We start from the raw sequence: 13,582 nt of genomic DNA, 5'->3' as shown, positions 1-13,582 counted from the left end.
TCTCTTATAAAAGTGAGTAATCACTCATATTTTATAGATAATTCCATTTTACTGCGAAAAGACAAATATGTGAAGTGAGTAATCACTCATTTTATTAACAAAAAAACTATCCCCGCATAATTGCAAGGATAGTTTTTTTCGATTTAATGCTTAAAGGTACCTGAATTACTCAGCGTGTTTCTTGCGGTCAACCATCTTCTCAATTGATGGGGTAAGCTGTTCTTTAATCGTTGCGACCAATTTGTCTTTCGATATTCCTTTAGATTGGGCGATTTCCGTGAGCGACTTGCCGGCTTTAAGCTGGGCACGCATCTCATCCATACTCATTCCTAGCGATTTGGCCAATTTCTCCGGATCAGGCTTTAATCCGTGCTTGTGCCACTTGCCCCGTCCATCCGCATGCTCGAACAAGTTTTTCTCGTTCAAGATAAACTTCAAGTGCTCGCCGAGCTTTTGCTTCATATGCTCGCCTTGTTCGGCCGTCAGCTTGCCGTCTTTCACAGCCGCTTCAATTTTGCTAGTGCGCATCTGCTGCAGCTTGGCCGTCAGATCAGCTTCGCTCATCCCTTTTTCCGCCGCAACTTGAACGATGCTTTTGCCGTCTTTCAGCGATTTCACCATCGCATCTTTATCGATGCCCAGCAGGGAAGCAGATTCTTCGACAATTGGCCATTTTCGGCCATGACGTCCATCACTATTTTCGCCCTTTTGCTGATTGTTCGCACTTAGCTGCGTCTCCACGCTGCTAGTTTGAGCAGCAGCAGCGTGGCCAAAACCATAAAGCGAGCTGCCGCCAAGCACGAGGGTAAGAGCGAAGGTGCTAACGACCAATTTTTTTAAGTAAACTTGGTTCAATGGGAACCCTCCTTTCCGGTTAAGATTCGGAATTACAGGACTTAGTCTGTGCAGGAGGGGGTAATTTTACTTAAAAGGAACCTTAAGCCAGCATAAATTTTATTGCACACCGACAGCCATCTGATAAAGGGGCAGCAATGTCTCAAACGTTTGTTTGACCAGTTGCTCGAATTCAGCGCCTTTGGTCAGCATGGGGTCTGTGGAAGCCAAGTTTCTGCCGATCAGCAGTTCCGCTTTTTTTACATCGCGGAAACGGGTTAACGCTGTTTGCCACCCAGCTCGATCAAGCTCGGATACAGAAGCGGTATCTTTTTTCATATGATCAAAGGAGATGACGAAATCGGAAGGGAGCTCCTTACGAAGGCGATCAATTTCTTTCATATATCTCGTGGCAATCAGGCTTTTATTCGGGAGCTCATAGATAAGGGCAAGCCATAAAAAAACACGATCGTCGAAAAGGCCGACCTGGAAGTGGGGAACCTGCTTGTACCCCCGTTTGTTCGGGCAAATCGCCATCCACGTGTCTACTGGCGGATTAACGGTGCGCCTGGCGTGTTTGGCAATGTGCAGAAACATTTCCGTGCCGGAAAGGAGAGTGAGATCCGCGCAGAGCGAGTCTCCAAGTGTCTTGAATTTGGGTTGTATGCGCTCGCGAATTGCTTCCATTCTGCCATCCAAGCCCTCTATAGCAAATGTATCAAAATCGTGTGAAGTAAATCCGTTGAAAGTCATCTAGTTCAATTCCTCTCTTAGCTCCTATTTAAAATAATTCTAAAGCAAATCGACCTTTCTCGCAATGCATGGCACCTTTTGAGTCAAGAGGATCTAGGTCATTGGATCCATTTTACTGAGAAAAGAAGGAAATTTATCAAATTTTGGCGAAAGTTTTTGAGAAGTGCTATTTATCGAAGACGGGAGAAATTATGAAGATGAGCATGCCAAAATGGTCAAAACTTACAATAATCGGTACTTTGATGGGTACATGCTTCACGGCGGGTGTGTACGCTCAAGATTTGATTCAACGCGTGGATGCGTATTTGCGCAACGATTTCAACGTTGTCGTTAACGGCCAGCAGGTGAAGCTGGCGAATCCGCCATTAATTTATAATAATTCGAGTTATTTGCCGGTCAAAGAGCTCAGCACGTATTTGGGTGCGGTGGTGAACTGGAAGGACAGCAACAAAACCATTTATATCAATAGCCGAATCAATCCTCAACAGCCGACAGAAGGCAATGATACAAACTATACGGAAATTGTGCTGCAATCTCCGTATGCGCAGTATATGGACTATCTCGGAGCTACCTATCCCGTATTAACGAATATGACGGATCAAACGTACTATCGTTTGAAGGATATGGAGCGGATGGGCATTGATACACAAGGTTTGCGCAAAGCCAAAGAAAAGTATACCGGGGACTTGTATATTAGCGAAGCAGAGATAAAAACCAGGTGGAAAGAGACACCGCAGATATCTTATGTCATGAATGAACCGCTTGTCATTACAGGAGAGACGGATGACCTGAAACGCAAAGTTATTAAAGAATACGTAGACGGATTTCGTTTTTATCAAGTCAATAACGTGCCCTATATGACATCACCAATTATCGTGGATGCTCTGCCGGAAGAGAACACCTACAGTTATTTATTGACGGAGAACGGGCACTTTTATCGAACTACTCTGAAACTTACGAAGGTAATGTCGATGAACAGCACAATGGATTATGTCGTAGGCAGCTCTTCGAAAGAAGACATTCAGGTAACCAGGGTTCAATAATTATGCCCCGGCACCTGATTGACTTTTTAAATAGAATATGGCAATTTGCGTCCGATCGCGCAAGTTAAGTTTACTTAGAATTTCAGTAATATAATTTTTAACCGTACCTTCGCTCAGGAATAAAACCTGGGCGATTTCTTTATTCGAGAGGCCCTCTGAGATTTTGATTACAACTGTTTGCTCAGTAGGCGTTAATCCGAAAGCGGTGATTGGCTTTGGTGCTTCTTTAGGTGTGTTTGGACTATGGTTGATAAACGAAGTCAATTTTTTCGCAATATCGGGGTGGATCAGCAAGTTGCCTTGATGGACGGTTTTAATGCCCTGGATAATCCGGTCAGGTGAAATATTTTTAAGCAGGTACCCGCTCGCTCCATTGCGCAGAGCTTGAACGATGAATTCATCATCGTCAAATGTCGTGAGAATGAGGACGGCAACGTGCGGGAAAGACTGTTTGATGCGGAGCGTGCCCTGCACACCGTCGCAAACGGGCATGCGTATGTCCATCAAGACAACGTCTACTTTTGTGCCGCCTTGTATGAAATCCAACGCTTCCTCGCCATGGGTACACGTGCCGACAATGGTTATTTCCTCGTCCAGGCCTATAATTAATTTTAAACTTTCACGGATAAATGGATCGTCGTCGGTAATGAGTACATGAATCATGTAGCAGATAACTCCTTTTTAAATGGATTGAGCGGGACGATAGGTGGGCAAGACCGTAGTCACGTTATACCTTTCATCGACGCTAACAAATAACTGACCGCCAATGAGCTTCGCGCGTTCTTCCATCCCGCTGATCCCCAAGCCCTTTATGCTCGTATCGGGAGGAAGCGTCCCATTATTGGAGATATTCATTGTAACTTGTTTGGACTCGTAAGATAATTGAATCCGCACTTGCGTCGCAGCGCCGTGTCGTATTGCATTTGTGACGGCTTCTTGGGCGTTGCGGTACAGTATAAATTCCAAGCTCGGATAAAGGGCATAGGGCATGCCCTCCATCTCCACATCGACCTTGATGCCGCTGTCCCGAATTAACTCATCGATCAGCCTATTTAATGAATACGATTGCATCGTTTCCTCGTCCGGCTTTAACCGGCGAACCGTCGATCGGAGCAGCTCCATGCTTTCCGTCAATTGGTCGCGAACGGAGAGCATCATATCCATCCCTTGCTGCTGCTGGGTCGGAAGGATTCGGATGCCTGCCTCCATCATCATTTTCAAGCGAATGAGTTTATGCCCTAGATCGTCATGAATATCCCTTGAGATGCGGTTGCGTTCATCGGCTTGTGCGATATTCTCAACCTTGCGGGCATAATCGATCAACTGCATGCGAGCTTCGTCGAGCTCGTAGTGCTTTCTGCGCAGTCGATCGTATACCATCTCCACTTCCTCTTTATTTTGCGCAGTGAAAAGGAGCTGCAAAAGAAGGAGCGTGACCGCTATGAAGATTAGGTTGGCGATGACATAATGACTCGCGGGTTGTCCATGCATGGTAATATTCAAGAGTATGAGTTGAAGCGTTAGACAAACGTAACGAAATTGACTTCCTGCAAGTTGGACATAAGAGAGCTGAGTCGAATAGAACGTTATGAATAATAGACCTCCATAAGTATAGCTCATCCAAGCGCCAAACCCGATTTCGATCAGCAAAATGACAAAAGAATAAGACGCTAGCCAAGCAGTTCTGCGAAGATCTGCGATCCAAATGAGCAGCAGGGTGCAAAAGACGAATCTCCCATATGAGGCATAGTTTTCTAGATACATAGAAGCTATTGCCGGGATGAGTATTAACATATAACGCGTAAGAGGCAGAAATGCGGTCAATCTTTTCCCGTCCTTTTCCAGCTGGTTTACGCAAATTATAGCACAATTTTTAAAAGGTGGATCTGATGAATTGGTCTTAGATGACTTTTGTCATATTGGAAGATGACTAATTCTACCTGTGATAGATCGGCTGGTCAGTTACAATAATTTCATGAACAACAATGGAAGGCGTTTTGCTACGCGAAACTCTGAGGAGAGGATATTATGAGCTTTATTCAAATTAAAGATGTCGTGAAAAGATACAACAACCATATCTCGGTGGATCATCTGAATTTAACGATTCAGGAGGGCGAGGTTTTTGGTCTGTTAGGTCCGAATGGCGCCGGAAAAAGTACCACGATCAAGATGTTGAGCGGTTTGCTCCAAATCGATCAAGGGCAGATGTACGTAGACGGGCTATCCGTCGCCAATCAACCCATAGAGGTGAAACGAAGAATCGGTCTTGTTCCCCAGGAATTGGCAATTTACGGAGGGCTAACTGCGAAAGAAAACGTAACATTTTTTGCAAGGTTGTATGGTTTGCGCGGGCAGCTTCTAAAAAATCGGGTGGAGGAAGCGCTGGACTTTGTCGGATTATCGGATCGGAGCGGACATAAGCCGAATTCTTTTTCAGGCGGTATGAAACGAAGATTGAACATTGCTTGCGCCATCATGCATCATCCCAAGTTGATTATTATGGATGAACCGACAGTGGGCATCGACCCGCAGTCCCGCAATCATATTCTTGAGTCAGTTCGCGCATTGAACCGCATGGGCTCTACGATTATTTATACAAGTCATTATATGGAGGAAGTATCTGCTATTTCCACAAGAGTCGGGATCATGGATCACGGCCATCTGATCGCTTGTGGAACTCAGGAGGAACTTCGGGGCAAAGTGGCACAAGACAATAAGATTATCATTCAAGCCGCGAACATCGTGGAGGCAGCGATTCAAGAACTCAGAGAACATCCGCGGATCAAGAAAGTCACGCTCCAAGATCAAACGATCGAAATTATGCTTGCTTCCTCGCAAGCTTATTTACAGGACATCTTATTTATTTTATCTAAGCATCAGGTGAAAATCGTATCGCTCATTCAAGTGGAGCCGGATCTTGAAGCTCTGTTTCTATCGTTGACCGGTCGAACCTTGCGGGATTAGGGAGAGTGAGCCATGACCATATGGATTATCGCTTGGTACGAAATGCTGCGCATGCTGCGAATGCGATATGTGCTAGCCATTCAATTTCTGATGCCGCTTTTACTTATTTTCATATTAGGATCGGCATTGGCGAATGCATTTAAAATTGAGGATCAAAAGTTGAAACCGGTAAAGGTGGATATTATTCAAGCGGATACCGGATCTTTAAGCGCCCAATTTCAAAGCTTTCTGGATGCGCCGGAAATGAAACGGATTCTGAATGCGACCCCCGTTTCTACAAGGGATGAAGCCGTTCATCGTGTGAAAACGGGTGAATCCGAGTTTGCCCTGATCATTCCTGCTGATTTCAGTACGCAGGTACTTTCCGGAAAAGAAGCTCAGTGGGAGATGATTCCCGGCAAAAATTACGGTCAGAACCTCATCGCACAAATGACGCTCCGTTCCTTCTTGGAAAAAGCGAATCAAATCCAGGCGATATTCATTACCGCTGATCCCGCTGCGATGGAAGCCAGAAAAAGTCAAGCTGAATTCGTTTTTCATAAACCGGCTGATCCGGCATCCTATGTGCGTGTCGGAAAGTTGAGCAACATGGATGAGACCTATACCGCAACGCAGTATTATGCGGCTTCCATGCTCGTTATGTTTTTGTTGTACTCGGGCATGTCTACGGCGATTGGTTTGCAGAGCGAAAAGGAATCTCATACGCTTTCGCGTTTAAATTCCATGCCTATTTCAAATGTTCGGATTTTGGTTGGCAAAGTGCTCGGAAATACAGGGATCGCGCTGCTCCAAGCTTTTGTTATCATTATAGCAACGATATGGCTTTATGGAGTGAGTTGGGGGCACTCGTTTGTGATGCTCATTCTTGTTTGTATGATGGTCATCGTGGCATCGATGAGTCTTGCGATACTGGTTATGATGATGTCCGGATCGATAAAGACGATCAATATGATTTTTCAAATGATCATTATGGTGATGACGTTTCTGAGCGGTGGATTTTCACCGTTTCCAGATGGTTTATTGAAAAACTTGGGTAAATTCACAGTGAATCACTGGGGGATGCAGGGGATCCTGCGGATTATGCTTGGGAGCGACAACTCGGTTATCGTTCATCATGTTTGGATGTTGAGCGCGATTGCGGCCGGTCTTCTGGCGATTGCATTAATCGTCTATCGAAAGGCGGGATACCATGAATAGTTTCTATATAGCGCTAAATATGCTGCGCCGGACACTACTGCAGAAAAAAGGCTTTCTCATCTATATCGTTATGCCGGCAGCAGTCGTCTCTCTCATCATAGGCATTCTTGGACAGCAACAGACGCAGAGAGTCAATATTGAATATATGAATATGGATCACGGGCCAATAGGAGCTCATTTAATCCGCGAACTATCCATTTTGCCTGATTATCAATTTACTGAAGCTTCATCAGAAGCTGCTTTAAAAGAACACGTAGTCAAGCAAAAAGTGAGTGCGGCTATGCTGATCCCTGAAGGATTTAGCGAGACGATGATGAAAGGCTCATTGGCTCAAGTGGATTTGTTCCAGATCGGCTTGAATGAGGCCACATTCACACTGAAGCTTAACATAGACAGCACTATGTCCAGCTATCAAGGTTTTATCGAACTGCAAAAGAGCTTAGGGCTTCAGGATACTGCGCTCTCGGATGCCGTAGAAAAGACGATTGTTCAAATGGAGAAGCACCAGGTGAAGGCAACCATCACCGATTATAATTTGTATATCAATTCGGGCATGAGTATTGTGATCGGCTTTATGCTGCTGTTTATGATGGGCTTAATGAGTAATACGGTCAGTGTGATCATGGAGGATCGTAGACAGCGCACGATGGCTCGTATGTTTACGGCGCCTGTCAGATCGATAGAGATTGTACTCGGTAATTTTTTAGGCAGTTTCCTTGTGGGCACTTTACAAGTTCTGGTCATCCTCCTAATCACGAGATATGCAACCAACTATAACTACGGACTGCCGTTTTTGTCACATTTCATTATTTTGGAATTCTTCTTGCTGGCGTGTATGGGAATTGCGTGTACGATTGCAAGTGTAGTCAAACATGCTAATAATATCAACATTATCAACTCGATTGTTATAACCCCAACCTGCATGCTTGGCGGATGTTTTTGGCCGGTTAGCATCATGCCGGAATGGATGCAAAAGATCGCTAACTTTGTACCGCAAAAATGGGCGATAGACGCCATAGAACGCATGGCAACGGGGCAGACGTTATCCGAGATGTGGATGCACATGGGCATTCTTACCTTGTTCGGATTGATTTTGCTTGGGGTCGGTTCGGTGATTTTAAAGCCTGGGGAGCCAGAAGTAGGGTGAAGAGATGTCATATCAAACTTTCCTAGTGGCGATAAAAACTTCTTTCCCATAGGGTCCCCGCAAAGTATTCGGAATTTGCCTCGTGGTGTAGGTGCAAAGCGTACAACAACAAACAGCACGTGCACAGCTGGAAAGGTGTTTTTCATCGTTGCAGTGGTGAGGAGGAAATGAAGTCGTGTCTCTAACGATGTTTTGAATTGTTTTGAATGCTTACAGACGAGAAAAAATGAAGTTTTGTATGCGGAGCGACGCTGGAAAGATGTTTATCATTGTAACAGACAAGTGGGGATGCTTCAATCGTGTCTCGAACGATATTTTTCATCTTTGCAAACGAAAAGATGGCGGATTGACAAAGACAAGTTCGTTCCCAAATGTACGTCATTAGACAAGGGCCTGAGGCGCAGCCTCAGGTTTTTTTTATTGTGTTTCTCAGCGTTGGTCTGGTTCGTCGTAAACAAAAAATGTCAGATCATATGAAATGATCTGACTTGTACGGCGGCTTGTAATTGGCGGATTTAATTAGTATGGTTTCAAACCAAAACTATTGCCAATTCAGATCATTTCCTCTTGTCAATGTAGGTTAGTAATGTGAGTATGAACAACCCAAACGCAAACATGATTGAGAGAGATTGAAATATATCCATGCTTGCAGCCTCCACCTTTCCAGTAAGGTGTCCGCCTTTGTACAAGTCGTCTTATTGTAAACTCTATAATAAAATGGATAAATGTGGTAGTGTCAATGTGACTAGTTCTTATGACTATACTTACAACATAATTCGATATATAGGTACCTGAAAGGTATGAGTCATTTCCTATTTTTAAACAGCCCCATCTTTTTTCTTTGCTTCATCGATCTAGGAAGATAATCGGATTTTAAATCCTTTAGGCTAATTGGATCATTAAATGTGGTATTATTGAGGAGCAATTGATCAAATTAAATATTGGAGTTGAACTTTATATGCCATTGATGTCCTCGTTTAAATTACCATGCGGAACTAAAAATAATTATCCTGAAATACTTGACTATATGACACGAAAAGGGAAGTTTATCTTATTTCAGTCATCTTCTTCAAAGTACAAAAAAGCATATTTAGTTTCACCTAGGAGAAAAGGAGGAATTGAATTAGTTGTCGAAGGTTCACCGCTTGACATTATAAATTTCTATGAATGTATTGATCTTGAAGAACATCAGATTAGAGATGCTAACGGGGTATTTTCCTACAAACAAGCAGAGACGAAGGAAGATTTTGACAAGGCTTTTGAGAAATTTGTTACTGTTCAAGATGAAAAATAGCATTTATCAACCAAGTGAAGAGACATTAAAATTTTGTAGTTGAGTACTAACTTACATACTCAACTACTTCATCCATATTTTTAAAACTCTTTAGTCTTCTCGACTTGCTCTTCTAATAAAAAAGACAATGATCCAAATAATGAATAGCAATACAAGAAAGTCAACGATTAAAGCTAAGATTGAAAATGGCTGATGCACATAACCTACGGTTGGGCTTCCGTAATAACCGCCCCATGGGTGAAGCATTGACCCCATCATTGTTCCAGCGGCAAAAGCTCCCGCAGTGGGCCAGAAACTGCTTGCACGAGATCCACTTGGTAGGTCGTTATAATATGCACTACCACCATAGTAGGTTTTCCCTGAATAAGGGTTTACTTTGCTTCCGCTTACTGCACTCGAAGGGCGCTGGAAACCAGTTGAAACACTGTTCGAGCTACTTGAACTCGGTGTATTCGGTACAGTTGTTTTGTTGGAAGAGCCTCCACTAAAACCCGATGACGTACTTGAGCTTGTTGATGGGGCAGTACTGCTTGTGCTTGGCACTGTAGTTTTGCTAGAAGCTCCACCACTGAATCCTGAAGATGAACTTGTGCTCGATGGAGCTGATGATGGTGCGGCAGAAGGTGCTGTTGTATTTCCGCTTATCGTTGATTTGCTGCTTGCTCCACCTGAGAAACCACTGCTGGAACTTGAGCTGCTTGATGAATTTGTACTCGTTGACGGGCTTGATTTCGTTGTACTGCTGGAGTTAGTACTTGTAGAAGGGCTTGTTTTCGTACTAGAATTTGAATTCGACGAAAACGATCCGGTTCTCGACGATGTACTTGGAGAACTCCCACCAGACGATGGTGCTGCAAATGCAACTGCTGTGTTAGCCATCAATGCAACAGTAATTGTTAATGCCAATAATTTTCTCTTCATATATTTTTCTCAATCCTCCCCGACATCTATGTTATGATACCACGACTCGTTTCGTCAATTTTTTCCAAATAGTCTAAAAAGAGTGGAAAAACGATGTGACGAACTCAAGTGTGGATGGTGCTTTTCTTGTAGATTTGAAAGGGATATGATTGGTTTTTGTCGAATTTTATACGAACACTAAATCAGTGGGGTGAACTTGTGGAAGAAATGAAAATCGATGAAGCGCTTAGAGATTACGGTACTAGAATTAATCGCTTAGTAGCAGACTATGAAGAACATATCTTATCGCATTTAGAGAATGAATACGCCAAAAGAACTACACGTGGCGATAGGATTGCGGATCAAGTAGCTGCCTTTGGAGGAAGTTGGAAATTTATTTTTATTTTTAGTGTCTTTTTGGTATTGTGGATGCTAATTAACACTTTAGCGCTAACCAAGGTGATTCATTTTGATGAGCCGCCATTTATACTATTGAATTTGATCTTGTCGTTTACCGCCGCTTTCCAAGCGCCAATAATAATGATGAGTCAAAACCGACAGTCAGCACGTGATAAACGAGAAACTGTTATTGACTTCTCAATTAATTATAAAGCGGAGCAAGAAATTAATGACATGCAAATGCATTTACATCGTATAGAAGCAGACTTTTCAAGCTTTAGAAATGAAGTGAGCGGAGAATTGGCGGAAATAAAAAAGCTGCTTCAAAAGTAGGATAGTCTTAGTTCTGAAAAACCGAAGCCAGTTAAGCGCACAAATAAAAGGGCAGTCTGCTAAGTTGCAGACTTGCCCTTTCATATTTATGAAATAAATTAGATAACGAAAGCGCTAGAGATAATTACCAACAAAATGAAAAGAACCAAAATTGCCGCCGATGATGTATATCCAACACCTACACCCGCTGCTCCATAGCTCATTGAATTTCACCCTTTCGTCTTGATCTAATTGAGTTACGAGATAGCATATGGTTATGCGGCTAGGAATGAATGGGCTATTGGGAAGTGCTTTTGTGATTGTGCTCTTGTACCTAATATGAAAAAAAATCATGGTTTATGTTACAATGTGAGGATGAGTTGACTGAAATGGAGGGCAGCGAACATGCCTAATACAGCAGATGATGTAGCGGAATGGATGTTTCAAGAATTAAAATCAGCCGGCATTTTATATCAAAAGGATGCTGTCGATTATATTAGCCGAACTTTTGGGGAATCGTTCATCTACGTAAATGAGAACGGCAATCAGGCTATTGGAAAAGATGTGAAAAAAGCGTTTAAGAAATTGCATGGCGGGAGAGCGGCATGGGAAAGAGACGGCTTTTTCTGGGGCTGGCACTAAAGAAGAAGTGGGAATATTTACAAAATTGGGCTGGGGCCGCGATCTCTTAGGCGCCAGTTATTTTTGTACGCTTTTGCTTAAAAAAATGTCAATAATCCAAGTTGCTAAAACATAGAATTCATAATAAGATAAGGGTAAGAGGATAAGTTGTCTGAATATTTAAATAAAATGCAGGGATTCGATATGGAGGGGATTGCCGTGAGTAAGAGTCATGAAGTGGAGTATTGCAACCTAGAGTTACGATTTGATCGCCGGCTAATCCGGAATTTCATCAAAGCACTTATTCAGGAAGGTTATTCTTTGTATTGGAACGAGAGTGAGCTGCAATTCATCATTTCGATTCGCACCGGCCGTAAGCTGATCAAGCTGAAGTTCGAACGAATTGGTGAGAAATATAAAATTGTTGGCAATTACTCCTTCAAGGATGAGAAGCTTGCCGAAATGATGGAAAAATTGATTGGCGATACACGCGGGCACGCGGTGGTAAAAAGGTTTAAAGATCGGCAAATTCTCATTGAGAATATTATGTTCGGTGAAATTATTCGCATGGTGGAGATAAGCGGCATCGAGCATAAAGTGCTGTATCAGAAGGAGCCCACTGTGACACTTGAAGAAGTGATGCAAGCGCTGCGATCCAAACGGACCGACGAACGGATTCCGATATTGCGTATGGAAATCGACTACGAATTAGCTACGCTCCAAGACGCTATCGCGGCAGGTGATCAGAAAGCCGTACTGGAAAGCAAACTGAAGCTGGTGGAAATGAGACAAGAAATGCTCTTATTGGAGATGTGAAAATGAATATTGGAGTCAAATAAAAAGAGAGCCTGTATCTAGATACGGTCTCTCTTTTGCGTTATTTTGTAAAAAGATACTTGTTGAACAAGATGCACATCGTATATAATCAACACATGAAAGTTAAAGTGCTTTAACTTTTGAGACCTTACTAATAGCAATGCTTGTTAAGAATACATATCGAGTGAACTTTATAGGGGGAGGTGCGCTCCAAAAGTTAAAGCGATATAACTTTTAGGGATGGAGAATCATTGCCGAGAAAATCTGGGGGAGGAGCGTTGTTTCCCGATGAAAGTAAGTATTTTTGACGTTGCCAAAAAAAGCGGATTATCAGTTGTTACCGTATCACGAGTCATTAATCAGGCAGGTACTGTGCGAGAAAAGAATCGGCAGAAAGTCCTGCAGGCCATGAAAGAGCTGGATTACCATCCGAACGCAGCTGCACGCAGCTTGGCACGTGGCAAGACCGGAATCATAGGGCTCGCCATTACTACTTTGAACGATTCATTCCTGGATGCAGTCGTTAAGGAAGTTAATGATCGACTTGCAGAAAAAGGCTATTTCCTGGCGCTGTCCGTTTCTACAGATGTGTTCTCATCTTTTCATCATTCCATGTTCCAGGAAGATCGGGTCGATGGCGTCATCATGCTCTCGCCCATTCATGAAGATGAATATGTAATGGAGTTAAAGAAGAAGAAAATTCCGTTCGTTTTGCTGGATAACCAACACATCAATCCGTCCGTTTCATCGGTCATTGTGGATAATTATAAAGGTGGTTACGAGGCCACGAAGCATTTAATTGATCTCGGACATACAGAAATTGCCCATATCAGCGGCCAAAAGCGCTTTTTAAGTAGTATTGAACGACAACGAGGTTATATAGACGCTATGCAAGATGCGGGATTACAGGCTTCTTGGATCGAGCAGGGCGATTTTAGCATCACATCCGGTTATCAGGCAGCAAGCGCCTGGATTCAATCGGGAAAACTGCCAAGTGCAGTATTTGCTGCAGACGATCTAACGGCTTTTGGCGTTATGAATGCGCTAAGCAACGAAGGTTATCGAGTTCCGAGTGACGTATCCGTTGTCGGATTCGATGATCAGATCTTTTCAGCGGAATTTCGTCCCAGGTTAACAACTGTCCGGCAACCGGCGGATAAGATGGGTAAGCAGGGCGTCGATATTTTGTTGAAATGGATTGACGGGACTGCTAAACGAAACATAACCGTGCAGTTGGAGCCTGAATTGATTGTTCGAGAATCAACGGGATTCAAACAAAACTAGAGATGACGGACATACGGG

Annotated in this window: 16 protein-coding genes; 10 read left to right on the top strand and 6 right to left on the bottom strand. The window is 43.3% G+C overall.

Features of this window, described 5'->3' with window-relative positions:
* Positions 1-165: 165 nt before the first annotated feature.
* Positions 166-855, bottom strand: coding sequence for a hypothetical protein (locus ACFQZT_RS24515; RefSeq protein WP_379304093.1), 690 nt, complete (start codon positions 853-855; stop codon positions 166-168).
* 99 nt (positions 856-954) lie between these two features.
* The gene (locus ACFQZT_RS24510) at positions 955-1,587 is read right to left on the bottom strand and encodes a YktB family protein (RefSeq protein ID WP_379304091.1); all 633 of its coding nucleotides are present in this window, start codon (positions 1,585-1,587) and stop codon (positions 955-957) included.
* A gap of 197 nt (positions 1,588-1,784) precedes the next feature.
* Here ACFQZT_RS24510 and ACFQZT_RS24505 point away from each other — a divergent pair, with 197 nt between their 5' ends.
* The gene (locus tag ACFQZT_RS24505; protein ID WP_379304089.1) at positions 1,785-2,630 is read left to right on the top strand and encodes a stalk domain-containing protein; all 846 of its coding nucleotides are present in this window, start codon (positions 1,785-1,787) and stop codon (positions 2,628-2,630) included.
* Here ACFQZT_RS24505 and ACFQZT_RS24500 read toward each other — a convergent pair whose 3' ends face one another.
* Positions 2,631-3,293, bottom strand: coding sequence for a response regulator transcription factor (locus ACFQZT_RS24500; protein WP_379304087.1), 663 nt, complete (start codon positions 3,291-3,293; stop codon positions 2,631-2,633).
* Positions 3,294-3,311: 18 nt separating this feature from the next.
* On the bottom strand, positions 3,312-4,454 hold the full coding sequence (locus ACFQZT_RS24495) for a sensor histidine kinase (RefSeq protein WP_379304085.1): 1,143 nt from the start codon (positions 4,452-4,454) through the stop codon (positions 3,312-3,314).
* Positions 4,455-4,658: 204 nt separating this feature from the next.
* Between ACFQZT_RS24495 and ACFQZT_RS24490 the strand changes: the two genes are divergently transcribed.
* From ACFQZT_RS24490 to ACFQZT_RS24480, 3 genes are read left to right on the top strand one after another with little or no spacing between them, the layout of a single operon-like run.
* A complete protein-coding gene (locus tag ACFQZT_RS24490; protein WP_379304083.1) occupies positions 4,659-5,594 on the top strand; it encodes an ABC transporter ATP-binding protein in 936 nt (311 codons plus the stop codon).
* 12 nt (positions 5,595-5,606) lie between these two features.
* Complete coding sequence (locus ACFQZT_RS24485) at positions 5,607-6,791, top strand: ABC transporter permease (RefSeq protein WP_379304081.1); 1,185 nt, start codon at positions 5,607-5,609, stop codon at positions 6,789-6,791.
* A complete protein-coding gene (locus ACFQZT_RS24480) occupies positions 6,784-7,938 on the top strand; it encodes an ABC transporter permease (RefSeq protein ID WP_379304079.1) in 1,155 nt (384 codons plus the stop codon). Before ACFQZT_RS24485 ends, ACFQZT_RS24480 begins: the two co-directional genes overlap by 8 nt.
* A 557-nt stretch (positions 7,939-8,495) precedes the next feature.
* Here the strand turns inward: ACFQZT_RS24480 and ACFQZT_RS24475 are convergent.
* Positions 8,496-8,582 (bottom strand): putative holin-like toxin, encoded by an 87-nt coding sequence (locus ACFQZT_RS24475; RefSeq protein ID WP_379304201.1) that lies wholly within the window; start codon positions 8,580-8,582, stop codon positions 8,496-8,498.
* A gap of 281 nt (positions 8,583-8,863) precedes the next feature.
* Between ACFQZT_RS24475 and ACFQZT_RS24470 the strand changes: the two genes are divergently transcribed.
* The 3 genes from ACFQZT_RS24470 (at position 8,864) to ACFQZT_RS24460 (ending at position 10,864) form a co-directional block, all read left to right on the top strand.
* Complete coding sequence (locus tag ACFQZT_RS24470; RefSeq protein ID WP_379304077.1) at positions 8,864-9,232, top strand: hypothetical protein; 369 nt, start codon at positions 8,864-8,866, stop codon at positions 9,230-9,232.
* Between the two features lie 376 nt (positions 9,233-9,608).
* A complete protein-coding gene (locus tag ACFQZT_RS24465) occupies positions 9,609-10,190 on the top strand; it encodes a hypothetical protein (RefSeq protein WP_379304075.1) in 582 nt (193 codons plus the stop codon).
* A gap of 170 nt (positions 10,191-10,360) precedes the next feature.
* Complete coding sequence (locus ACFQZT_RS24460; protein WP_379304199.1) at positions 10,361-10,864, top strand: DUF1003 domain-containing protein; 504 nt, start codon at positions 10,361-10,363, stop codon at positions 10,862-10,864.
* Positions 10,865-10,962: 98 nt separating this feature from the next.
* On the opposite strand, the gene ACFQZT_RS24455 is transcribed toward ACFQZT_RS24460, so the two are convergent.
* Positions 10,963-11,067: a YjcZ family sporulation protein gene (locus ACFQZT_RS24455; RefSeq protein ID WP_379304073.1), complete on the bottom strand. Its 105-nt coding sequence runs from the start codon at positions 11,065-11,067 to the stop codon at positions 10,963-10,965.
* A 181-nt stretch (positions 11,068-11,248) separates the two neighbouring features.
* On the opposite strand from ACFQZT_RS24455, the gene ACFQZT_RS24450 reads away from it, so the two are divergent.
* The 3 genes from ACFQZT_RS24450 to ACFQZT_RS24440 all read left to right on the top strand — a co-directional run bounded on the left by ACFQZT_RS24450 (position 11,249) and on the right by ACFQZT_RS24440 (position 13,564).
* Complete coding sequence (locus tag ACFQZT_RS24450; protein WP_379304071.1) at positions 11,249-11,485, top strand: DUF6953 family protein; 237 nt, start codon at positions 11,249-11,251, stop codon at positions 11,483-11,485.
* Positions 11,486-11,683: 198 nt separating this feature from the next.
* Positions 11,684-12,280, top strand: a complete 597-nt coding sequence (locus ACFQZT_RS24445; protein WP_379304069.1) for a hypothetical protein — start codon at positions 11,684-11,686, stop codon at positions 12,278-12,280.
* Between the two features lie 288 nt (positions 12,281-12,568).
* Positions 12,569-13,564 (top strand): LacI family DNA-binding transcriptional regulator, encoded by a 996-nt coding sequence (locus ACFQZT_RS24440; RefSeq protein ID WP_379304067.1) that lies wholly within the window; start codon positions 12,569-12,571, stop codon positions 13,562-13,564.
* Positions 13,565-13,582 lie beyond the last annotated feature (18 nt).

The organism is Paenibacillus sp. GCM10027628 (genome assembly GCF_042676385.1).
Lineage (GTDB): Bacteria > Bacillota > Bacilli > Paenibacillales > NBRC-103111 > Paenibacillus_E.
The sequence above is the reverse complement of the archived record's forward strand: the minus strand, read 5'-3'. Positions and strand labels throughout refer to the sequence as shown.